The following is a 20,901-nucleotide window of genomic DNA, read 5'->3' as shown; positions in this document are numbered from 1 at the left end:
CGTGCGTTCCGCCGAGGGTGGCCACATCGTCTGCGGGCAGATAGCGCCTACCACGTTGGTGGTACCTGGCGGGCCCCGGACTACTACCGCGAGAGGACGTTTTCGGGTAGGTCCGCAGCGTAACGTCAGCCCTGTGATATCGGCGAGCGCAGTGCGGCACCGGGCCGTCACGGCCGCCAGGAGGCATCCGCAGCTGGTGGACGGCGCTTTCGCCGTCGGCCTCGCCGTTCCCTACCTCGTGGCCACCCTCTCCGGTTTCACCCACCCGGGCCGCGGGGAACGTCCCCACCTGGCTGCCGCACTCTCCGCCACCGTGGTGGCGGCTCTGGCGATCGGCGGCCGGCGTCGCTGGCCGATGCCGGCCCTGCTCGTGGTGACGGCAGGCACGCTCGTCTTCGTCGTGCTCGGCCAGCAGCAGCCGATCCTGATGGGCGCTCTCGTCATCGCCACCTACACGATGGCCTCCCGGGCGGATCGTCGGTCGGCCTGGCTCGTGGGCACGGTTGTCGCTCTGGCCGTCTATCTGGTCCGGGTGATCACGCTTGGCGACGGTTGGTGGGCGCCGGAAGCGCTCGGTGCGGTGGCATGGGTCGGCATGGCCACCGCTTTCGGCGACGCCACCCGCAACCGCCGGGCCTATGTCGCCGAGATCGAGGCGCGCGCCCACCGCGCCGAACAGACCCGCGAGGAAGAAGCCCGTCGGCGGGTGGCCGAGGAACGGATCCGGATCGCCCGCGAGTTGCACGACGTGGTCGCCCATCACATCGCCGTGATCAACGTCCAGGCGGGTGCCGCCGCCCATGTCCTGAACGACCAGCCCGAAAAGGCGGCACCGGCCCTGACGCACATCCGCCGAGCCGCCGACACCGTCATCAAGGAACTGGCGTCCGTGGTCGGTGTGCTCCGCCAGCCCGACGACGTGTCCACCGAACCGACGCGAGGATTGACGGGAATCGAGGACCTGCTGGACATGCTGGCCTCGGCCGGCCTGACGGTACAGCGCCAGCAGCACGGCGTATCCCGAGAGCTGCCGGCGGTGGCCGACCTCGCGGCCTACCGGATCGTGCAGGAGGCCCTCACCAACGCGCACAAACACGGGACCGGCGGTGCCGCCCTCGACATCACCTACTCCTCCGACGAGATCATCATCGAGATTACGAACCCGGCACCTGCTGAGCACCGATCGGCCGACATCGGCGGCTACGGAATCATCGGTATGCGCGAACGGGCCGCCGCCGCCGGCGGTGTCATCAGCGTGGGCCGCCGAGCCGACCACCAGTTCGTCGTCCGGGCCGTGCTTCCCCTACCTGCCGATGATCACGCCCCGGCCGAGAGGCAGCCATGACCATCCGGATAGTGCTCGCCGACGACCAGGCTCTCATCCGGGCCGGCTTCAAGATGATCATCGAGTCCGAGCCCGGCATGCAGGTGGTCGGTGAGGCGGTCGACGGCCGGGAGGCGCTCGCCCGCGCCCGTAGCACCCGCGCCGATGTCGTTCTGATGGACATCCGCATGCCGGGAATGGACGGCATCGAAGCCACCCGGCGCATCGTGGCGGAGGAGGACCTCGCCGGCGTACGGGTGCTCGTACTCACCACCTTCGAAATGGACGAGAACGTCGTACGGGCACTGCGGGCCGGCGCGAGTGGCTTTCTCGGCAAGGGCGTCGAGCCGGCCGAGTTGCTGCGGGCCATCCGCGTCGTCGCCGCCGGTGACGCTCTGCTCTCCCCCCAGGCCACCCGAGGTCTGATCGGCCACTTTCTCGCCACGATCGATGCGGACGAGCGGCCCGACCGAGCCGCCCTGGGCTCCCTGACCGATCGGGAGCGTGAGATCGTCATCCTGGTCGCGCACGGGATGTCCAACGAGGACATCGCCGAGCGGCTGTTTCTCTCGCCACTCACGGTCAAGACCCACGTCAACCGGGCCATGAACAAGCTCGACGCCCGTGACCGTGCCCAACTCGTCGTCATCGCCTACCAGAGCCGGCTCGTCCGACCCGGTGAAGCGATCCGGTGACCCTCGCCTTCGCCATCGGGCTCTGTGTGGCGTCCTCGATCGCGTACGCCGTCGCGGCCCTTCTCCAACGTCGCCTGGCACCCCACCCGCTCACCACCCTCGCCCGAAGGCCGTCCTGGTGGTACGCCCTGCTGCTCAACGGCGCTGGCGCGGCGCTGCACGTCGCCGCCCTGCGATACGGACCGCTGCTGCTGGTGCAGCCGTTCGGGCTGCTCACCCTGGTGCTCGCCGTCGTCATCGTCGCGATCGAGCACAACCGGCCGGTCACCGGCCGGGAATGGCGGGGGCTCGGCCTGACCTGTGTCGGCCTGGCCGGCCTCCTCGCCCTCATCGATGCCAGCCACGCCACCACCCTGCGGGCGGACCAACTGCCCGTCCTGCTCACCGCCACCGCCGTGGTGCTGCTGACGCTCACCGCCGTCAGCCGTCGGCCCGCGGCATCGAACCTCTGGGCGGCCGGTGCCGCCGGCATCAGCTTCGGCGTCGCCTCCGCCCTGACCCAGACCGTCACCCTCGCGTTGAGCACCGGCGGAACCGAACACCTCCGCCACCCGGTGACCCTGACCGCCCTCACGACCACAGCAGCGCTCGCGCTTTCCGGGGTGCTCTTCACCCAGGTCTCCTACCGCCGCCGCTTCGGTGCCGCCCTCGCCACCAGCACGTTGACCAATCCCGCTGCGGCGGCCCTGATCGGCATCGTGCTGCTCGGCGAGGGATTCCGCTTCGGGCTGCCCGGTGCCGTGCTCGGCGCCGCCTCCGCCCTGCTCGCCGGCAGCGGCATCGCCATCCTGACGGCGGCCGCCGAACCGGCATCCACGCTACCCAGACCGCGCCGCGCAGCACTCGTGGCGCGACGATCGAGCGCGTGTGCAACCCGCCGCCGTACGGTCGACAGACGCGGCTCCAACGGCCCGCGATCACGGAGCTGAGGACCGCTTCCGCGCGACACCGGCGGCCGGCGCACGGTGCAGCTCAGCTACGCGGCACCGGCAGAGTCCCGGCGCGCTCCGTGCGCAGCACGGCAGAAGGCCCCCGAATGCCCGGCGAGGCATCGGGGGCCGTTCTGTCGTGCCGATCCCTACACCGTGGCGAGCGCTTCGGTGGGTGCCAGGCGCGAGGCGCGGATCGCCGGATAGAGGCCGGCGAAGGCGCCAATCACCAGGGTGGCGCCGACGCCGCCGAAGGTCGCCCAGGCCGGCACCACGGTCGGCCAGCCCTGCCAGAGCGCGTAGCCGCCGGTGACCAGGATGCCGAGCAGTACCCCGCCGATCCCACCGAGCGCCGACAGCAGCAGCGACTCGGCGAGGAACTGGGTTCGGATCTGCCCCCGGGTGGCGCCGAGCGAGCGGCGCAGACCGATCTCGGCACGCCGTTCCAGGACCGAGATGACCATGGTGTTGGCCACCCCGACCCCGCCGACGAGCAGAGCCACCGCGCCCAGGCCGAGCAGGAGCGCGGTAAACGTCTCGTCGGTGGCCTGGGCGGCGGCCAGGGCGTCCGACGGACGGGACACGTCCACCTCGTTCGGCGCCTCCGGGTTGGCGGTCGCCCCGAGCACCGCGCGGACCGCTTCGACCTGGTCCGCCTCAGTGCGGGTGTAGACGGTGGTCGGATGGCCGTCGAAGCCCAACCGGCTGCCCGCCACCTCCCACCCGACCAGGGCCGAGCTGTCCAACTCCGGCGCGAGCGGCGCCGGGGCGAGGATGCCGACCACGGTGAACCAGCGGCCACCGAGCCAGACCTGCACGTCCGGGCCGGCGGCGGGCAACCCGAGCCGCTTCGCAGCGGTCGCGCCGAGCACCACGGCCGGATACCGGGCGGTGGCCGCGTTGAGCCAGGTACCGCTCACCACCTCGACCCCGACGGTCTCCGGCAGCCCGAGCTGCGCTGCCCGGACGGCGATGCCGCCGGTCTCCGCCGCCGGGATGCGGTCGGTCCGGTAGACGTTGCCGTCGACCTGGCCGGTGGCCGTCGCCCGGGTCACCGGGCCGATCCGGCCGATCATCGCCACCGAGTCGGATGGAAGCTGGGCGTCGCTGCCGAACATGGTCCGACCGGGTGACACGGTCAGCAGGTTGGTGCCGAGCGCGGCGAGCGTGCGGTCCAGTTCGGCCCGGGACGACGACGAGATGCCCACCACGGAGATCATCGCGGCGATGCCGATGGCGATGCCCAGTGCGGAGAGGAACGCCCGTAACGGCCGGGTCCGCAAGCCGACCCCGCCGACGCGGAGCACGTCGGCCGCGGGCATCCGGGCCGGGGCGAGCCGGGGGGCCCGGTCCGGGGAGAGCAGCGCCATCTCAACTCACCCCGCTCGGCACCGGCCGCGAGTCGGCGCGCAGCCGTCCGTCGCGCATCTGCACCTGACGGGGCAGGCTGGCGGCGATCTCCCGGTCGTGGGTGATCACGATGACCGTGGTTCCGGCCCGGTGCAGCCCGTGTAGCAGGTCGAGCACGGCCGTACCGGAGCTGGTGTCGAGGTTGCCGGTCGGTTCGTCGGCCAGCAGCACGGCCGGCTCGCCGACGACCGCGCGGGCCACCGCGACCCGCTGCCGCTCGCCGCCGGAGAGCTCGTGCGGCCGGTGCCCGAGCCGGTGCTCGAGACCGACGCGGTGCAGCGCAGCCTCCGCGCGCTGTCGCCGCTTGCGCCGGGGTACGCCCGCGTAGAGCAGCCCGTCCGCCACGTTGTCGAGCACCGGTACGCCCGGAGCCAGGTGGAACTGCTGGAACACGAAGCCGATCCGGGTGGCCCGGAGCGCGGAGAGCTGCCGGTCGGTCAGCCTCGCCACGTCGTGCCCGTCGATCAGCACGGTGCCCGAGGTGGGCCGGTCCAGCGTGCCGATCACGTTGAGCATTGTCGACTTTCCCGAGCCGGAGGGCCCGACGATCGCCGCCAGTTCACCGTGGCCGACCCGCAGCGACACGTCCGCGAGGGCGACCACGCCGCCCGCGTACCGTTTGCCGACCTGGTCCAGCACGATGACGTCTCCGCTCATCGCGGCATCCCGACGGTCGTGCCCTCGGTGACGCCGTCGCCGGTGACCTCGACCCGGCCGTCGGCGAACAACCCGGTGGTGACGGCGACGATCCGGCTCGACCCCTGGTCGAGGAGTTCCAGCCCGTACCCGCCCTCGGCCAGGGCCAGCAGCGCGGCGACCGGCACGGTCAGTACGTCCGGGCGCTCGCTGACGGTGAAGCTCACCTCGGCGGAGGCGCGGTCGAAGTCGGCCAACGCCTTCTGGTCGTCCACGGTGACGACCACCTCGATCTTCGTCTCGGTGCCGGAGTCGGCGGCCGCGCCGCTGGTGACGACGGTCTCGACCGTGCTTACCTTGCCCGCCACCGATCGGCCGTCGGGGAGCGTGACCTCGACTGGCGCGCCCTGCTTGGCCAGGCGCTGATCGTTGACGTCGAGTTCCGTGGTTACCAGCCGATCGGTACCGGTGTAGGTGAGCACCGCCTGGCCGGGTTGGATGGCCGCACCGACATCGAGCTGATGTCCCGCCACCCGGACCGCGCCGTCGGCGAACATGATCTGACCCAGTTCGATTCGGCCGGTCTCGGCCACGCCGAGCTTCTCCTGCCAGCTCCGGACCGCGTCGGCGGTGGCCGAGGTGTACTCGTCGTCGACGGTGAAACCGGTGTAGCCGAGCGCCTTCAGGTTCCGCTCCAGCTGCTTGACGTCCGGCCCCTCGACCCCGGGCTGGAGGGTCCGGTACGCCGGCACCTTGCCGTACAGGAGCACCACCGGATCGCCGTCGACGGCGTAGAGCGCCTTGCCGCGCCGCACGGTGGCACCGGTGTCCGGAAGCGCGGTGATCGTGCCGGGCAGCCGGGTGGCGGCGGTCCGGCTGGGGCCGTACCCGAGTTCGCCGTCGACGGTCTCCGCGTCGGCGAGGGTCTGCCGGGTGACGGTGGCGCTGGCGGGCGGCGCGCTGCCGGGCTCGGTGGCGTCATCGTCCACGCCGCCCCCGAAGCCGACCGAGGCGGCCACCCCGGCGACCGCGACCAGCAGCAGTGCCACGCCGCCGGCGATGCCGCCCAGGCGGGCTCGGCGGTTGGTCGGGGTCACCGGCCGCCCCCGAACTGCGGCGCGTGCTGCCGGCACTTCTCCATCGCCGCCTGGAACTTCGGGTCGTTCATGTCGAACTGGAAACTGTCCCGCTGGATCTGGATGCGACCGTCCGCTGCCGGGTCCGGGAAGTCCGGTACGCCGTTCTCCCGCATGCACTTGGCCATCGTCCGCATCTGTTCGAGCTGCTGGGCGTCGAGTTGGGGCGGCTGGCCGCCGTTGGGCATCAGCTCGCGGCACTTCTCCATGGCCGCCTGGACCTTGCTGCGGTCCACGTCGCCGTCGAACTGGAACCTCGAACCGTTGTCGGCCCCCGGATCAGGCACGTTCACGCCGTTCTCCCGCATGCAACGGGCGAACTCGAGCCGCTGTTCCTCCTCGCTGCCCCCCGAGCCGCCGCTCGCCGAGGCGGAGGCGTCGGCTGCGGCCCCGCCGGCTGTCGCCACACCGGTCCCGCCGTCATCCTGGGCGGCGCACCCGGCGAGGGTGAGCGCCAGCAGCACGGGAAGCAAGAGTGTTCTCCGTCGCATCGTCGGTGTCCTTTCCGGCGTCCGGCGACCCTCGCCGGACGGTGCGCCCGGCGGCCGCGCCGGGTCGGTGCGCCCGGCGCAGCCGCCGGATGCACCCGGCCAGTCCAGCCGAGGCCGCGTATCGCGGGCGTAACCAAAACCGTTTACGGCGGCGTTATCCCTGGGTGCGGCACCATTGGTGGGTGCGAGTGCTGGTGGTGGAGGACGAGGACGTGCTGGCGGACGCCATCGCGGAGTGGCTGCGCCGGGAGGCGTTCGCGGTGGACGTCGCCTACGACGGGGACGGTGCGCTGGAACGACTCGGCGTGAACGCGTACGCGGTGGTCGTGCTCGACCGGGACCTGCCGGTGGTGCATGGCGATGACGTGTGCCGGGCGATCGTCGACGCCGGTGGCGAGACCCGGGTGCTGATGCTCACCGCGGCGGCGGCGGTCCGCGACCGGGTGGCTGGCCTCGCACTCGGTGCCGACGACTACCTGGTGAAGCCGTTCGCGCTTGTGGAACTGGCCGCCCGGGTGCACGCGCTGACCCGACGGGTCGGCCCGGCCGCGCCACCGGCACTGCGCCGGGGCGGGATCGTGCTCGAACCGGCCCGCCGCGAGGTGCACCGCGACGGTCGGTACGTGCCGCTGACCCGCAAGGAGTTCGCGGTGCTGGCCGAACTGCTGCGCGCGGACGGCGCGGTGGTCTCTGCCGAGGAACTGCTGGAACGGGTCTGGGACGAGCACATCGACCCGTTCACAAACGTCGTCCGGGTCACCGTGATGAAGCTGCGGCGCAAGCTCGGCGACCCAGCGGTGGTGGAGACCGTGCCCGGAGTGGGGTACCGGATCCGGTGAAGCGACTCACCCTCCGCGCCCGCCTCACCCTGGTCTACGGCGGTCTCTTCCTGCTCGCCGGGGTCGTCCTGCTCGGCGTCACGTACGTGCTGGTGGACCAGCGGACGCCGCAGCCGTTCCAGACCGAGTTCCTGGACCGGCGTGCCGTCGCCCGTACCATGCCGACCGAACAGGATTTCGAGCGGTTCCGGCTGTTGATCGAGAACGTGCAGAGCGAGGCGAAGCGGGACGCCCTGGAGTCGCTGCTCACCCAGGGTGGGCTGGCGTTGGTGGTGGTCTCGGCGGCGGCGGTCGCGATCGGTTGGCTGATCGCGGGTCGGACCCTGCAACCCCTGCACCAGATCACCGGGACGGCCCGCCGGATCGCGGGCGCGAATTCCGCCGGTCGTGGGCTGCACGAGCGGATCGCGCTGACCGGCCCCCGCGACGAGGTACGCGAACTCGCCGACACGTTCGACCAGATGCTGGAGCGGCTGGACCGCTCCTTCGACGGACAGCGGCGGTTCGTGGCGAACGCCTCCCACGAACTGCGTACCCCGCTGACGATCAACCGGGCGCTTGTGGAGTTGGCGGTGAGCCGGCCGGACGCCTCGGCCGACGTGCGTCGCCTCGGCGAGGCGCTGCTGGCGGTGAACGAGCGGCACGAGCGGCTGATCGACGGCCTGCTCACGCTGGCCGACTCGGAGAACGAGCTGACCGAGCGGGCCAGGGTGGACCTGGCCGAGATCGCCGCGTACGTGATCGACCAGGCCGGGACGGCCGCGCCCGGCGTCCCGGTGCGCCGCTCGCTGGATCCGGCCCGGACGCAGGGCGACCCGGTGCTGCTGGAACGGTTGACGTTCAACCTGGTGGAGAACGCGTTACGGCACAACGTGCCGGCCGACGGTTGGGTGGAGGTGCGGACCGGGATCACAGCCGGCCGCCCGACGCTCGTGGTGGTCAACACCGGCCCGGTGGTGCCCGGCTACGACATCGAGACGATGTTCCAGCCGTTCCGGCGGCTGAGCCGGGAGCGGCTGGCCGGTGCCCGTGGCTTCGGGTTGGGCCTGTCGATCGTACGGGCGGTGGCGCGGGCCCACGGCGGCACCGCCGAGGCCGCACCGCGCCCCGGCGGTGGCCTGACCGTCACCGTCACCCTGCCACCAGCCTGAGCGGGGTCGCCACCGGGCTCTCGATCGGAGCGCCGGCTGCGCAGGCCGCCCCGGCGTCGGCCGACGCCACCTCCACCGCCGACGCCACCTCCACCGCCGTCGTCGCCGACCGGCTCGTCCTGGAGCCGACCGACTTCGGTTATCGCGGCTCGCTTGACGTCCGAGCTGGTCCAGGGCGAGGCGGCGCTGGCCGTTCTCGTTGCGGCTCAGTGCGGCTTTACAACGAAAACCATTTCCAGTAAGAATGTCGTCCGGGGGTGGTTAGTCATGGGCCGTCTGCTGGCCGTCGGAGGTGGGGTGGGTGCGACCGGGCGTGCCCTGCGCGGCTTTCCGGCCCCCGTCCAACTGCTGCTGATCAACCAGTTCGGGGTGAACGTCGGGTTCTACCTGCTACTGCCCTTCCTGGCCGGACACCTCGCCGACGACATCGGGCTCTCGGCCGCGATGATCGGCTTGATCCTGGGCGTACGGAACCTCAGTCAGCAGGGGCTGTTTCTGATCGGTGGCACCGCCTCGGACCGGCTCGGCGCACGCGGCGTGATCATCGCCGGCTGCGCCCTGCGTACCGTCGGCTTCGGGTTGTTCGCGGTCGGGATGTCGCTGCCGTTGCTGGTGGCCGCGTCGCTCCTGTCCGGCCTGGCTGGGGCGCTGTTCAACCCGGCGGTCCGGGCGTACCTGGCCCAGGCCGCGCCGGAACGACGGGCCGAGGCGTTCTCCCTGTTCAACGTGTTCGCCAGCGCCGGTTCCCTGGTCGGGCCGGTGCTCGGCGGTGCGCTGCTGCTGATCGACTTTCGGGTTGCCGCACTCGGTGCGGCCGGGGTGTTCGCGGTGCTGACCGTGGCCCAGGCGCTGGTGCTGCCGCCGCAACAGACCGTGCCCAGCAGGCAGAGCGTCCTCGGTGACTGGCGGGAGTGCATCACCGACCGCCGCTTCCTCGCCTTCACTCTCGCGCTGAGCGCCCTGTACGCCTCGCAGAACCAGCTCTACCTGGTGCTGCCGGTGCAGGCCGAGCAGCTCACCGGGCAACCGGCGGCGATCGCCACCCTGTTCGTGGTCTCCACCGTGATCACCCTGCTCTGGCAGGTACCGGTCACCGCGTGGTTGCAGCGGAGCGTGTCCCGGGGACGGGCCATCGCGCTCGGCCTGGCCGTGCTCGGCGGAGGCTTCCTGCTGCCACTGGTGTCGTTACCCGGCCCGGCGCCGGTCCGCCTGCTGCCGGTGCTCGGCGCGGCGGTGCTACTCGCCGTCGGTGTGCTGATCGCCCAACCGTTCGTGCTGGAACTCATCCCGGCGTTCGCCAGGCAGGGGCTGACCGGCACCTACTTCGGCCTGTTCTACCTGGTCTCCGGAGTGGTGGCGGCGGGTGCGACGGCCGCTGTCGGTCGGGTCATGGACATCGGTGACCCGACCGCCGGTGTGCCGGCGGTGGCCTGGCTGTTCTGCGCGGGGCTGGGCCTGGCCTCGGCGGCGGCGGTATGGCTGCTGCACCGCGCCGGACGGTTGACTCCGCTTTCGGCGGAGGTCCACCCGGTCGCGGTCGGACCCGGTGCGGTCCGTGGCTGACCGGCCCGTCTCGACCAGGCTCAGTACCAGCCGGGACACCGGCCAGATTTCAGGTGACGGAAGAGAGAAGAACCGAATGAACACAGTCAGGCGGGTGGCCGGCCTGAGCCGGCGGGCGCTGCTCGGTGGCGCGGTTGCGGTGTCGGCGGCAGCGTTGGGGGCCGGCTGCGGGAGTGACGCCGCCGCTCCGGCCGGGTCGGGCACGCCACGTCGGGGCGGCCGGTTGCGGGTCGCGTTCGCCGGGGGCGGCAGCAACGAGACGCTCGACCCGCACCAGGCCAACCTGTTCAACGAGGCGTCCCGGGCCAAGGCGATCTTCGACAAGCTCGCCGACTACGGCGCGGACGTGTCGATCGAGCCCAGGCTCGCCCGCAGCTGGGAGCCGAACGGTGACCTGACCCGGTGGCGGGTCGTCCTGCGGGAAGCCACCTTCCATGACGGTCGGCCGGTACGCGCCGACGACGTCCTCTACAGCTACAGCCGGATCACCGACCCGGAGCGGGCGTTCCGCGCCCGCGCCAGCCTGGGCCTGCTCAACCTGCGCGGCAGCCGGGCGATCGACGACCGGACCATCGAGTTCGGACTGACCCGGCCCTTCGCCGACTTTCCGAACATGCTCGCCGCCTTCGGCGCGTACGTGGTGCCCGAGGGTGCGGACAACTTCGACCGACCGGTAGGCTCCGGCCCGTTCCGCTTCGACTCGTTCGAACCTGGCCGGCGCCTGTTGCTCAAGCGGTACGACGGCTACTGGCAGGGAGCGGCCTACCTCGACGAGCTGGAGTACCTGATCAGCAACGAGGAGTCGGCCCGGATCAACGCCCTGCTCGCCGGTCAGGTCGAGTACGCGCACGATCTGACCCCGACCACGGCCCGTACCTACGCCGACGACGCGCGGGTGTCGATCGTGCGCATGCCGAACAGCAGCATGCAGGGCTTCACCATGAAGGTGGACCGACCGCCGTTCGACAACCGGGACCTGCGCGAGGCGATGTTCCTCCTGGCCGATCGGCAGCAACTCGTCGACACGGTGCTCGCCGGTGCCGGGCAGGTCGGTAACGACCTGTTCGGTAAGGGCTACCAGTACTACGCCGCCGACATCCCGCAGCGCGCCCCCGACCTGGATCGGGCGCGTGCCCTGATCAGGAAGGCAGGCGCCGAGGGACTAACCGTCAAGCTCGACACCGCCGCCGTGGCCAGCGGTTTCGTCGAGGCCGCCAGCACCTTCGCCGAGCAGGCGAAGCGGGCCGGGCTGAACGTGGTACCGACCGTCGGGAACAAGGACACCTACTGGCGGGACATCCTCACCGAGGGCGCACTGGCCTGCTACCGGTCAGGCGCCATGCCGATCGAGACGCACATCTCGCAGCGGCTGTTGAGCGACAGCACCACCAACGCCACCCGTTGGCGGCGTCCCGCCTTCGACGCCCTGTACGCCCGCGCCGTCTCCAGCGCCGACGAGGGCACCCGCAGCAGGGCGTACCACGACATGCAGCGCATGCTGCACGCCGAAGGCGGCTTCCTGATCTGGGGGTTCGCCGATTTCCTGGTCGGCACCGGGCCGACGGTCGGTGGCGTGGCCGGCAACGCACCCGCGAACACGCTCAACTGGGCGCGTTTCGACAAGGTCTGGTTGGGTTGAGCCTGCCCCGCTACGCCGGCCACCGGCTGCTGCTCGGCCTCGCCCAGATCGTCGGTGCCGCCACCGTCGTCTTCGTGCTGACCGAGGCGCTGCCCGGCGACGCGGCAGTGGTGATCGCCGGTGAACATCCCGACCCGCAGCGGATCGCGGCCATCCAGGCCCGGCTGGAACTGGACCTGCCGGCCTGGCAGCGCTACCTCGACTGGCTCGGTGGCCTGCTCCGGGGCGATCTCGGTGTCTCGCTGGTGTCGGGCCGGCCGGTCGTCGACGTGCTCACCGCCAACGCCGCGCCCACCGTGATGCTGGCCGTGGCGACGCTGCTGCCGCTCGTACCGTTGGCGCTCGGGGTGGGTCTGCTGGCAGCTCGACACGCGGGCGGCCGGCTGGACCGGGCGCTGTCCGCGGTGGTCGTCGGCCTCTACGCGGTACCCGAGTTCGCCCTGGCCATCCTGCTCGTCGCGTTCTTCGGGGTGCACCTGGGCTGGTTCCCGCCGACCGCCGTCGGTACCGGCGGGAACCTGCTGGCCCAGCCCGCCGTGCTGGTCCTGCCGTTGGTGGTGTTGCTGGCCCGACCGATCTGCTCGCTGAGCCGGCTCACCCGGGCCGGGCTGATCGAAGCGGCAAACTCGCCGTACCTGGCACACGCCCGCCGGCTCGGCCTGTCCGGCACCCGGCGCTGGCTCGGTCACGCGTTGCCCAACGCGCTCGCGCCGGTGGCACAGCAGCTCGCCCGAACGGCGGACTGGCTGCTCGGCGGGGTGATCGTGGTGGAAGCCGTGTTCGTGATTCCCGGTCTGGGCACCGCCCTGGTCGACGCGGTCACCGCCCGGGACGTACCGACGGTGCAGGGGCTCTGCGTGCTGATCGCCGTGGTCACCGTCCTGGTGAACCTCGCCGCCGACCTGGTGGCGTTCCGGTTGGCCCCGCGTACCCGGGTGGCCCGGTGAACGGGACGGTCGGGCGGCACCGACGGTCCAGGATGGTCGTCGGTCTGGTGCTGCTCGGCGTACCACTGATGATCGCCCTGATCGGGCCGGTGCTGGCCACCGGGCCGGCCGAACGTGGCCGACCCTTCACCGCCGACGGTCCGCTCGGCACCGACTTCGTCGGGCGTGACGTGCTCGGTCAGGTGCTGCTCGGCGGGCGCTCGGTGGTCGGGGTGGCGGTGGCGGCCACCGTACTGGCGTACCTGGTCGGGGTGCCGCTCGGATTCTGGGCCGCGACCACCCGGCGGCGCTGGCTCGACGAGCTGCTGATGCGCCCCCTGGACCTGATGCTGGCGGTGCCGACGCTGCTGCTGCTGATCCTGCTCTCCGCGAGCGTGCCACGTGGCCCGCTGACCCTTGTGGTGATCGTCGCCCTGATCGGCCTGCCCGAGGTCGCCCGGATCAGTCGGGCCGCCGCGCTGCCGCTGGCGCACGGCCCGGCGATGGAGGCGATGCGGCTGTACCGGGAGAGTTGGTGGCGGCGGGCGGTCGGCCACGTGGGACGCGGGGTACGCGGGGTGCTGCTCGCCGACGCGGGAGTCCGGTTCATCGGCGCCCTGTACCTGGTCGCCACGGCCAGCTTCCTCGGCATCGGGGTCGCCCCCGACGCCGCCGACTGGGCGGTGATGGTGGACCGGAACCGCACCGGGCTGGCTCTGCAACCGTGGGCGGTGGTGGTCCCGGCGGCACTCGTGGTCGCCCTCGCGGTCGGCGTCAACCTGCTGACCGACCGGATGCTCGCTGGCCGTACCGTGTCGGGCGGTCGGCCGTCGGTGAAGCTGGAAGCGCAGGCCGCCCGGTGACCGGCGGCCTGGTGCGGGTGGTCGGGCTCCGGGCCGAGGCGGGCGGCCGGCGCCTGCTCGACGACGTGTCGTTCGAACTGCCCGTCGGGCGGGTGCTCGCCGTGGTCGGTGCCTCCGGCAGCGGTAAGACCACTCTCGGTCGGGCGCTGCTCGGCGAAGCCGGCGTCGGAGTCCGACTGGCGGGCCGGGTGGAGATCGCCGGCCAGGCGATCACCGTGGCGCAGCCGCCCCCGCCCGGCACCGTCGGGTATGTGCCGCAGCAGCCGTCGGCGGTGCTCAACCCGGTCCGCCGGATCGGCCCGGTGCTGCACGAGATCGCCCGCCGGCACCTGCCGGCCGGTGGTAGCCGCGCCGCCCGCCGGGAGCGGCTACGCCAGGCGGTACGCGTCGCCCTGCACCGGGTGTCCCTGCCGGCCGACCGGGACCTGCTGCGCCGGTTTCCCCACCAGCTCTCCGGCGGGCAGCAGCAGCGACTGGTCATCGCCCACGTGTTGCTGGCCGGGGCCCGTCTGCTCGTGGCGGACGAACCGACCACCGGGCAGGACAACCTCACCCGGCGGGAGGTCGCCGCCGAGCTGACCGCCATGGCCCGCAGCGGGATGGCCGTCGTGCTGCTCAGCCATGACCTGCGACTGGTCCGCGCGGTCGCCGACGAACTGCTCGTACTGGACCGGGGCCGGTCGGTCGAGGCCGGTCCGTCCGAGACGGTCTTCGCCGCCCCTCGCGACGAGTTGACCCGCCGCCTGCTCACCCCGCCTGCCGCCGAGATCCGGACCGCCGTCGGGGCGAGTCCACCGATACTCCGGGTGGCCGGGCTGGTCGCCGGGCATTGCGGTGACGGCCGCCGCCGTACGGCCCTGGAGCGGGTGAACCTGAGCCTCGCGGCAGGCGAGTGTCTTGCCCTGGCCGGTCGTTCGGGCAGCGGGAAAACCACCCTGGCCCGATGCGTCGCCGGCCTGCACGAGCCGCATGCCGGCACCGTCGAACTGGCCGGCCGTACGCTCGCCGCGACCCTGGCTGCCCGGGACCGGGCCACGCTGGCCGCCATCCAGTACGTCTTCCAGGACGCCCGGGCCAGCTTCGATCCCTGGCGGCCGGTGCTCGACCAAGTGGCCCGCCCGACGGTACGGCTGCACGGCCGACCGGTGTCGGCGGCCCGGGAAGCCGCTCGCGCCGCCCTGGAACGGGTCGGATTGACCGGTCACCTCGTCACCCGGGATCCGAGTCGGCTCTCCGGAGGCGAACTGCACCGGGCAGCCCTGGCCCGCGCCCTGGTTGCCGAGCCCTGGGTGCTGATCTGCGACGAGATCACCGCCGGGTTGGACGCGGTCGCCCGGGATTCGATCCTGGCGCTGCTCGACGAGCTGCGCCGAGCGGACGGTCTCGCCCTGCTGCTCATCAGCCACGAGCGTGAGGTGATCGCTCAACTCGCCGACCGGGTCGTCGTCCTCAACGACGGCCAAGTTGTCGAGGAGGGGCCGGCGGGCGAGCTGCTCACCGCGGCCCGCCATCCCCTGAGCCGCACGTTGCTGTCCGAGTCACCCCTTGGTTGATCATCAAGTTGTTGCCCCGGCAGGCGCTGCCGGGGCAACAACTTCGATCGACGATGAGGGCAGGGGAGGTCAGGACGGGGAGATGCGGGTTTCGATGGACTCGATGATGCGGGGGCGGAGTTCGGCGGCGCGGATGACCGCGTCGACGGAGCCGACCTCGACGGCACGCTGGATGTTGTGCACCCGGTCGAACTCCGTGGCCACCTCACCGAGCTTCTCCGCGTGCACCGAGGAGCGGAGTTCGTCGAGTTCGGCGGTGAACGCGGCGCGGTCGGCACCGCTTGCGGACGCCACCCGGGCCTCCAGTTCGCGTACCCGTGGATCGGCCGCGGTGCGGGACTTGACCTCGCCGGCGAAGACGACGGCAGCGGCCGGCGCACCGCCGAGCACCGAGGCGAAGGAGCCTTCCAGGGCCAGCACTGTCATGTTGGGGTTCAGCGCCTTCGAGAAGACCACGAACGCCCCGCCGTGGTAGCGCGAGATCACGCAGAACACGATGGGACCGCGGAAGTTCACGATCGCCCGGCCGATCTCGGCGCCGTACTCCAGTTGCAGCTTCCGCATCGACTCGGGTGAGCCGTCGAAGCCGGAGAGGTTCGCCAGCACCACAAGCGGACGGTTGCCGCTGGCCGCGTTGATCGCTCGCGCGGCCTTCTTCGACGAGCGCGGGAAGAGCGTGCCCGCCGTGTAGGTGTCCGGGCCGTCGGTGGGCGGGAAGCCACGCCGGGGGACCGCCCGGGACTCGATGCCGAGCAGGCACACCGGGATGCCGCCGAGATGCACGTCCTGCACCACCGCCGTCTCCGCGTCGGCCATGCCCGCCCAGCGTTCCAGCACCGGGTGGTCCTGGTCGGCGAGCGCCCGCATCACCGTACGGATGTCGAACGGCTTCTTGCGCTCCGGGTTGGCCGTGCTGGAGAAGATCTCACCGACGGTGGTGAAGTCGCTGCCGGCTACGACGTGCGGGTAGTCGGAGATGTCGCGGTCGGTGGGGTCGCTTGTGGTCGTCGGGCGCGGCCCCGCCTCGCCCGGTACGACGTACGTGTGGTCGTAGTGCGCCATCAGTACGTCCCGGGCGGCGGTCAGGTTCGGCGCCCAGTACTGCGCCTGCCCGTTCGGGCCCATCACCCGGTCGTAGCCGCCGATGCCGAAGTTGTCCTCGGCGGAGACCCCGCCGGAGAAGTCGAGCGACTGCTTGCCGGTCAGCACCATCGCCGACTCCGGGGTCATCACCAGGATGCCCTTGGTGTGCATGAGCATCGTCGCCTCGGCGTTCCAGTACGGCTGCGCGCCGACGTTGATGCCCGCGACCACGATGTTGATCTCGCCACCGGCCTGGGTGAACTCGACGATCCGCTTGAGTGCCGCCGCCACCCAGTCCATGTTCTCCGTGCCCGAGGTCATGGAGATCCGGGCCCCGGCGGAGAGGGCGTACCACTCCAGCGGCACCCGCATCCGCTCGGCCAAGTCCAGGGCCGCGATCACCCGCCGGCACTCCGGCTCGGAAAGGGCACCAAGCGACTTCGTCGGATCGCCGAGCAGCACGACCCGGGTGATGCCCTGCGGGTGCCGCGAGGTCGGCGTGCTGACCACACCGGCGACGATGGCCGCGCTGTTGTGCCCCTTCGGCCGGTCGACCGGGACCAGCGCGTGGTCGTCGTCGAGGTCGTGCTCGACGAAGTCGCCGAGCAGGCGGGTCAGCTCGTACGGGTAGACGGTGTTGCGGCTGCTCGCCCGGAGCACCTTGAGCCGGTAGTCGTCGAGCGGCTCGATCGGTTCGACAGGTGGCTCGCTGATCGTCAGCTCCGCCCCGCCGGTGGCGTCGAACGAGATCCGTACGGCGACTCTGAGCAGCTCGCCGGTGGTGCGGTCGCGCTGCCGCGCGATGAACAGGATCTCCTCCAGCCCGGCGCCCGCGGTCGTCGGGCGGACCCGCCCGGCGATCATCTCCATCTCGGCGCGGGTGAGTTCGCTCGGCGGCCAGACGTAGATCACGATCCGGTTGGTGTTGAAGCGCGTCTTCGACGGTCGCCGCGACTGGGCGCGGCGGATCGAGTCGAGGCAGGCGGCGACGGTGTCCTCGGCCGTCGGCAACGCGGCCAGCCGGCCGTCCTGGTCGCGCAGCTCGGTCAGGTCGCGCACCTGCGCGAACGCGACGAGACGCTCGTCGGACGGGTTTTCCCGGGCCACGCACTGGAAGAGGTAGACCTCCTCGTCCGCCGACGGCAGCCGGGTCAGGTCGAACTTGTGCAACCGCTCCAGCTGCATCCGCTGCGCGATGTATGGGTGCAGGCCGCGGATCAGCCGCTCCTCGGCCATCCCGGCACTTGTCGGCCGGAACGTGAAGTGGTGGTGCATCACCGCGCCGCCGCGACCCGCCACGGTGGTGGTGAGCCGGTGCACCTGGCGGGGCAGCGGGTGCGCGTTTATGACGTCGAGCAGCGCGGCGACGGTCGCGTCGAAGTCCTCGGGCTGGTTCTCCCAGGCTAGGTAGATGTCGGCGTCGATGGCGTCTCCACCGCTCGCCAGCTCGGCGAGCCCGCGCAGGGCACCACCCAGTGCGTCGAAGTTCACCGCGGCGGAGACCACACTGGAGTCGGTACGCTCGGCGACCACGAAGGTGCAGCCGGCTACGGTCCGGGTGTGCACCGCGTTGAGCCGCCGGTTGCCGTAGTACCGCCGGGTCAGCACCTCGAGCATTACCGCGTTGTCCAGGTGGTCGCGGACGAGCCGCTGACCGAGCAACCGGACCAGCGGCTCGGTGCTCCGGACCATCGCCGCCATCCGCTCGGCGCGGTCCGGCGCGTCCGGGTTCGCGTCGAGGTGGCGCAGGTGTCCGCGTACCTCGGCGTAGACCCGGGCCCGGTTGCGACGCAGCAGCGGCTGGGCGAACCAGGCGAAGACGACGCCCCGCGCGAGGTCGGCGACCACCGGGAAGCGGACCTGCGTCGCGGAGACCAGCCGCTCCAGCGCCAGACCGGCCGGCTCGCGCAGCGCCTGGTCCGGCGGCGGCTCCCGCAGCCAGGTCCGCAGCAGCGCCGCGACGATCGTGGCGTCGGTAGCCCCGCGCTGCTGGGCGAGGAAGATCCGGAAGACGGCGGCCTCGAGTTCGGGGCAGCGCTCCAGCTCGGCGATGCCGTAGTGGCCGAGCGCCCGGGCGAGTTTGGCCTGGAAGGCGTCGGGCAGTCCGGCCCGCTCGACGTCGAGGCTCTGGAGGTAGGTGTGGAAGTACTCGCGGGCGCTGTGCTCGTGGGCACCGCCGTCCTCGCCGGTGGGCCGGTTGCGGCTCAGCTCGGCAAGGTCGGCGAAGGCGTTGACGAGGTCGACCTCCTCGGCCAGCGGCCGGTGCCCGTCCTCGGCGGCGGCCTGCCGGGCGGCGAGGTAGTCGTCAAGCACCCGGCGGTCGTCGTGCGGGTCGACGTCGAAGCCGAGCAGCAGGCCGCGCAGATCCTCCAGGCAGCGCCGGATGCGCTCCGGGGCCGGTACGGTGCCGTGCACGGTGGGCAGGTCCAGCTCGACCGCGGCGGCCTTCGGCGCCTCAGCCGTCTCGGCGGTCCCGTCGGTGAGCGGCTCCAGGCGCAGCAGCGCCGCGCCGGCCTCCACCTGGCTCCCGACGGAGACGGAACATTCCCGCAACCGCGCCTTGAACGGTGCGCGCAGCACCGTCTCCATCTTCATGGCCTCCAGCACCAGCACCGGTGCCCCCGCCTCGACCTCGGCGCCGACCTCCAGCGGCGTGGCGACCACCAGGGCGGGCATCGGCGAGCGCACGACGCCGCCCTCGTCCCGGCTGACCCGGTGCGTCACCCCGTCCACCTCGATCAGGTGTTCCGGCCCGTGTGTCCCGGTGAGCAGGTGGTACCGGGTGCCGTTGACGACGATCTGACCGGTGTGCCTGTCGAAGCGGTCGAGTTCGATGTCGGCGGTACGGACGGTGCCGCCCGCCTCGATGCCGACCCGGAACCGGTGCGCGCCGATCCGCGCCACCCGGGTGCGGTACGCGACGCCCCGCAGCTTGAGATCCAGCGGCCGGCCGCTGGCGTGCCGCACCTGTGGACGACCGCCGGCCGCCGTGTCCAGCAGCCGTTGCCGCTCGGCGCGTTCCTCCTCCTCGTACGCCTCGATGGCGGCCGCCGCCAGCGCGACGGCGGAGTGCCGGTACCCGACGAGCCGGCCCTCGCCACGGACCCGGTCGATCCAGCCGGTGTCCGCGCTGGCGTCGATCACCTCGGGCTGGTCGAGCAGGTCGAGCACGAAGCTCTTGTTCGTCGCGCCACCCTCGATGATCACGGTGGTGTCCGCCATCGCCCGGCGCAGCCGGCCGAGCGCCTCGTCACGGTCCCGGCCGTACGCGATGATCTTCGCGATCATCGAGTCGAAGTCGGCGGGGATGGTGTCCCCCTCGCTGACGCCGGTGTCCACCCGGATGCCCGGCCCGGCGGGCAGGTCCAACCGGGCGATCCGGCCGGGGGAGGGCGCGAAGTCGCGGTCCGGGTCCTCGGCGTTCAGCCGGGCCTCGATGGCGTGCCCGCGTTCCACCGGCGGCGTACCCACCAGCCGCTCGCCGAGCGCCACCTGCAACTGCGCCTTGACCAGGTCGAACCCGGTGGTCGCCTCGGTGATCGGGTGCTCCACCTGGAGGCGGGTGTTGACCTCCAGGAAGGCGAACATGCGGTCGCCGGGGTGGTAGAGGAACTCGACAGTCGCCGCGCCCCGGTAGCCGACCGCGACGGCCAGCCGCTCGGCCGACGCCTTCAACTCGGCCGCCTGCTCCGCGCTGAGCACCGGTGACGACGACTCCTCGATCACCTTCTGGTTGCGCCGCTGCACCGAGCAGTCCCGGACGCCGAGCGCCCAGGCGGTGCCCTGGCCGTCGGCGATCACCTGTACCTCGACGTGCCGGGCGCCGGTGACCAGGCGCTCCAGGAAGACGACGCCGCTGCCGAACGCCCGGGCCGCCTCCTGGCTGGTGCGCTCGTACGCGTCGGCCAGCTCGGCCTCGTTGTTGATCACGCGGATGCCGCGCCCGCCGCCGCCCGCGGTCGCCTTCAGCATCAGCGGGTAGCCGATCTGGCTCGCCGCCGCCCGCGCGGCGTCCAGGGTCTCGACCGCGCCACGGCTCCACGGCGCGACCGGCACGCCGACCTCCTCGGCGATCAGCTTCGCGCCGATCTTGTCGCCGAGCTGCCGCATGGCCTCCGCGTGCGGCCCGACGAAGGTGATGCCGAGCTTCTCGCAGAGCTCCGCGAACGCCGGGTCCTCGGCGACGAAGCCCCAACCGACCCACGCGGCGTCGGCTCCGGTCTCCACCAGCGCGCGTTCCAGCACCTTCAGGTTCAGGTACGGACGCCGGGACGCGGGACCGAGGTCGTAGGCGATGTCGGCGGCGCGCACGAAGGTGGCGGTACGGTCGACGTCGGTGTACAGGGCGACGGTCTCGATCCGCGCTCCCGTCTCAGCAGCCAGCTCTCGGACCGCGTGGATGAGCCGCATGGCGGCCTCACCACGGTTGACGATGGCGATACGGCTGAACACCCGACCGACCCCTCCGGTAGACGTACGACGAACGCCGGTGGACGTCGAACCCCGGCAGTCATCACCTTTCTGCCTGCGGCCCGGCCGCGCCATACCGTAATCGCCGAACCCAGGGCGGCCCCGATTGTAGGAACCCGACAAAATCTTTTGGCAGCGATGTCTGGGTGGCGGCATCGTGCCGTCGGGTCCGCAGCGAGAGTGAGTCATCGGC

General features: G+C 72.0%; 15 protein-coding genes. 10 read left to right on the top strand and 5 right to left on the bottom strand.

From position 1 onward, the window contains the following. The first annotated feature begins 1 nt into the window (after nt 1). The 3 genes from AC507J_RS00130 to AC507J_RS00120 are packed head-to-tail and all read left to right on the top strand — an operon-like array spanning nt 2 to nt 2,948. On the top strand, nt 2–1,345 hold the full coding sequence (locus AC507J_RS00130; RefSeq protein WP_496286940.1) for a sensor histidine kinase: 1,344 nt from the start codon (nt 2–4) through the stop codon (nt 1,343–1,345). Continuing rightward, a complete protein-coding gene (locus tag AC507J_RS00125) occupies nt 1,342–2,019 on the top strand; it encodes a response regulator (protein WP_496286939.1) in 678 nt (225 codons plus the stop codon). Before AC507J_RS00130 ends, AC507J_RS00125 begins: the two co-directional genes overlap by 4 nt. Continuing rightward, nucleotides 2,016–2,948 carry a DMT family transporter gene (locus tag AC507J_RS00120; protein WP_496286938.1) on the top strand — a complete coding sequence of 311 codons (933 nt, stop codon included), beginning with the start codon at nt 2,016–2,018 and terminating at the stop codon, nt 2,946–2,948. Before AC507J_RS00125 ends, AC507J_RS00120 begins: the two co-directional genes overlap by 4 nt. A 149-nt stretch (nt 2,949–3,097) precedes the next feature. Here AC507J_RS00120 and AC507J_RS00115 read toward each other — a convergent pair whose 3' ends face one another. The 4 genes from AC507J_RS00115 to AC507J_RS00100 are packed head-to-tail and all read right to left on the bottom strand — an operon-like array spanning nt 3,098 to nt 6,621. After that, nucleotides 3,098–4,318, bottom strand: a complete 1,221-nt coding sequence (locus AC507J_RS00115; protein ID WP_496286936.1) for an ABC transporter permease — start codon at nt 4,316–4,318, stop codon at nt 3,098–3,100. 1 nt (nt 4,319) lies between these two features. Further along, entirely contained in the window at nt 4,320–5,015 is a 696-nt protein-coding gene (locus AC507J_RS00110) for an ABC transporter ATP-binding protein (RefSeq protein ID WP_496286934.1), read from the bottom strand. Continuing rightward, on the bottom strand, nt 5,012–6,091 hold the full coding sequence (locus AC507J_RS00105; protein ID WP_496286933.1) for an efflux RND transporter periplasmic adaptor subunit: 1,080 nt from the start codon (nt 6,089–6,091) through the stop codon (nt 5,012–5,014). The genes AC507J_RS00110 and AC507J_RS00105 overlap by 4 nt, the downstream gene beginning before the upstream one ends. Continuing rightward, nucleotides 6,088–6,621 (bottom strand): hypothetical protein, encoded by a 534-nt coding sequence (locus tag AC507J_RS00100; protein WP_496286932.1) that lies wholly within the window; start codon nt 6,619–6,621, stop codon nt 6,088–6,090. Before AC507J_RS00100 ends, AC507J_RS00105 begins: the two co-directional genes overlap by 4 nt. A gap of 182 nt (nt 6,622–6,803) precedes the next feature. Between AC507J_RS00100 and AC507J_RS00095 the strand changes: the two genes are divergently transcribed. From AC507J_RS00095 to AC507J_RS00065, 7 genes are all read left to right on the top strand, one after another. Then, nucleotides 6,804–7,460: a response regulator transcription factor gene (locus tag AC507J_RS00095; protein WP_496286930.1), complete on the top strand. Its 657-nt coding sequence runs from the start codon at nt 6,804–6,806 to the stop codon at nt 7,458–7,460. After that, nucleotides 7,457–8,611: a sensor histidine kinase gene (locus AC507J_RS00090; RefSeq protein ID WP_496286928.1), complete on the top strand. Its 1,155-nt coding sequence runs from the start codon at nt 7,457–7,459 to the stop codon at nt 8,609–8,611. Before AC507J_RS00095 ends, AC507J_RS00090 begins: the two co-directional genes overlap by 4 nt. A gap of 267 nt (nt 8,612–8,878) precedes the next feature. Further along, a complete protein-coding gene (locus tag AC507J_RS00085) occupies nt 8,879–10,174 on the top strand; it encodes an MFS transporter (protein WP_496286927.1) in 1,296 nt (431 codons plus the stop codon). Between the two features lie 76 nt (nt 10,175–10,250). Next, nucleotides 10,251–11,813 (top strand): ABC transporter substrate-binding protein, encoded by a 1,563-nt coding sequence (locus AC507J_RS00080; RefSeq protein WP_496286926.1) that lies wholly within the window; start codon nt 10,251–10,253, stop codon nt 11,811–11,813. Then, entirely contained in the window at nt 11,810–12,760 is a 951-nt protein-coding gene (locus tag AC507J_RS00075; RefSeq protein WP_496286924.1) for an ABC transporter permease, read from the top strand. Before AC507J_RS00080 ends, AC507J_RS00075 begins: the two co-directional genes overlap by 4 nt. Beyond that, on the top strand, nt 12,757–13,602 hold the full coding sequence (locus AC507J_RS00070) for an ABC transporter permease (protein WP_496286923.1): 846 nt from the start codon (nt 12,757–12,759) through the stop codon (nt 13,600–13,602). The genes AC507J_RS00075 and AC507J_RS00070 overlap by 4 nt, the downstream gene beginning before the upstream one ends. Then, complete coding sequence (locus AC507J_RS00065; RefSeq protein ID WP_496286922.1) at nt 13,599–15,155, top strand: ABC transporter ATP-binding protein; 1,557 nt, start codon at nt 13,599–13,601, stop codon at nt 15,153–15,155. Before AC507J_RS00070 ends, AC507J_RS00065 begins: the two co-directional genes overlap by 4 nt. 69 nt (nt 15,156–15,224) lie before the next feature. Here the strand turns inward: AC507J_RS00065 and AC507J_RS00060 are convergent, their stop codons facing one another. Next, nucleotides 15,225–20,690 (bottom strand): ATP-binding protein, encoded by a 5,466-nt coding sequence (locus AC507J_RS00060; protein WP_496286921.1) that lies wholly within the window; start codon nt 20,688–20,690, stop codon nt 15,225–15,227. Nucleotides 20,691–20,901 lie beyond the last annotated feature (211 nt).

This window comes from Micromonospora sp. PRAS1 (assembly GCF_059553435.1).
This window is presented reverse-complemented; position numbering and strand designations above follow the sequence as displayed.

Coding starts and splice junctions, on each gene's coding strand:
- AC507J_RS00125 (WP_496286939.1), top strand. CDS start 1,342: ATGACCATCCGGATAGTGCTCGCCGACGACCAGGCTCTCATCCGGGCC.
- AC507J_RS00080 (WP_496286926.1), top strand. CDS start 10,251: ATGAACACAGTCAGGCGGGTGGCCGGCCTGAGCCGGCGGGCGCTGCTC.
- AC507J_RS00085 (WP_496286927.1), top strand. CDS start 8,879: ATGGGCCGTCTGCTGGCCGTCGGAGGTGGGGTGGGTGCGACCGGGCGT.
- AC507J_RS00115 (WP_496286936.1), bottom strand. CDS start 4,318: ATGGCGCTGCTCTCCCCGGACCGGGCCCCCCGGCTCGCCCCGGCCCGG.
- AC507J_RS00100 (WP_496286932.1), bottom strand. CDS start 6,621: ATGCGACGGAGAACACTCTTGCTTCCCGTGCTGCTGGCGCTCACCCTC.
- AC507J_RS00110 (WP_496286934.1), bottom strand. CDS start 5,015: ATGAGCGGAGACGTCATCGTGCTGGACCAGGTCGGCAAACGGTACGCG.